Annotated in this window: 1 protein-coding gene and 1 pseudogene; both read left to right on the top strand. The window is 74.9% G+C overall.

All coding sequences use genetic code 11. From position 1 onward, the window contains the following. Positions 1-22 precede the first annotated feature (22 nt). Positions 23-1,354 carry a FliI/YscN family ATPase gene (locus D8M35_RS16050; protein WP_126892705.1) on the top strand — a complete coding sequence of 444 codons (1,332 nt, stop codon included), beginning with the start codon at positions 23-25 and terminating at the stop codon, positions 1,352-1,354. After that, a pseudogene (locus D8M35_RS16045) lies at positions 1,354-1,540 on the top strand (flagellar export protein FliJ); the annotation flags it as partial. The gene D8M35_RS16050 and the pseudogene D8M35_RS16045, both read left to right, overlap by 1 nt.

Raw genomic sequence — 1,540 nt, 5'->3', positions numbered from 1 at the left:
CCGGACGACCGGAGGTGTCCCGGTGACCGCGACGCTCCTCCGTCCCCGCGGTCTGGACGAGGCGATCGCCCTCGCCGCACCGCAGCGCGTCGGTGTCGTCACGAGCGCGGTCGGCCTCGGGCTGACCGTCGCCGGGGTCGACGCCCGGATCGGTGACGTCCTGACCGTCGGCGCCGAGGACGGTCCGCAGACCCCCGTCGAGGTCGTCGCCACCGACCCCACCGGCGTGCGCTGCATGCCGCTCGGACGCCTGGTCGCCGTGACCGCGGGCACACCCGTGCGCCCGACCGGTCGGCCCGTGCTCGTCCCGACCGGCGCCGGGCTCTTCGGGCGGGTGCTCGACGGCCTCGGGCGGCCGATCGACGACCGCGGTCCGCTCGACACCGACGGCTGGGTACCGATCGACCACGCGACACCGAACGCCATGGCTCGCACCCGCATCGACGCACCGATGCAGCTCGGGGTCCGCGTGCTCGACACCCTGACCACCGTCGGCCGCGGGCAGCGCATGGGCCTGTTCGCGGGCTCCGGCGTCGGCAAGTCCTCGCTCCTGTCGATGATCGCGCGCGGCAGCGACGCCGCGGTGAACGTGATCGCCCTGGTGGGGGAGCGCGGCCGCGAGGTCCGCGAGTTCCTGGAGGACGACCTCGGACCCGAGGGCCTCGCCCGGTCGATCGTCGTCGTGTCGACGTCCGACGAGCCCGCCCTGATGCGCCTGCGCGCGGCGTTCGTCGCCACCCGCATCGCCGAGTCGTTCCGCGACGCCGGGCAGGACGTCGTGCTCATGATGGACTCGCTCACCCGCGTCGCCATGGCACAGCGCGAGATCGGCCTGTCCGTGGGCGAACCACCCGCGACCCGGGGCTACCCGCCGTCGACGTTCTCGGTGCTCGCCGGGCTGCTCGAGCGCGCCGGGACCGACCGGGTCGGCAGCATCACCGGGCTGTACACGGTGCTCGTGGACGGCGACGACCACAACGAGCCGATCGCCGACAGCGCCCGGAGCATCCTCGACGGGCACGTCGTGCTCGACCGGAAGCTCGCCGTGACCGGGCACTTCCCGTCCGTCGACGCGCTCGGCTCGGTGTCCCGCGTCGCGTCGAAGGTCACCGAACCGTGGCAGCGCGCTGCGGCGACCGCACTCCGGAAGGTGATGGCGGCGCGCCGGAACGCGCAGGACCTGCTCGACGTCGGCGCGTACCAGCCCGGGACGAACCCCCTCGTCGACGCCGCGGTGACCCACCAGGACGCCGTCGACGCGTTCCTCCGGCAGGGCATGGAGGAGCGTGCCGACGCCGTGACGTCCTGGCGCGCGCTCGACGCCCTCGTCGCCCGGTTGGGGGTGTCCGCCTGATGGCCAGACGCTTCCCCCTCGCCGGACTGCTGCGCCTGCGGCACGCCGAGCAGGACCGAGCAGCCGCCGCACTGGCCGCCGCGAACGACCGGCTGCGCGACACCGCCGACGCCCGGTTCGCCGCTCGGCGCACCCTGGCGGACCGCGAGCAGGCGCAGCCCGTCACCGACGCCGCGACGCTGAGCG

Origin of the sequence: Curtobacterium sp. HSID17257 (assembly GCF_003989515.1) — a bacterium.
Lineage (GTDB): Bacteria > Actinomycetota > Actinomycetes > Actinomycetales > Microbacteriaceae > Curtobacterium.
This window is presented reverse-complemented; position numbering and strand designations above follow the sequence as displayed.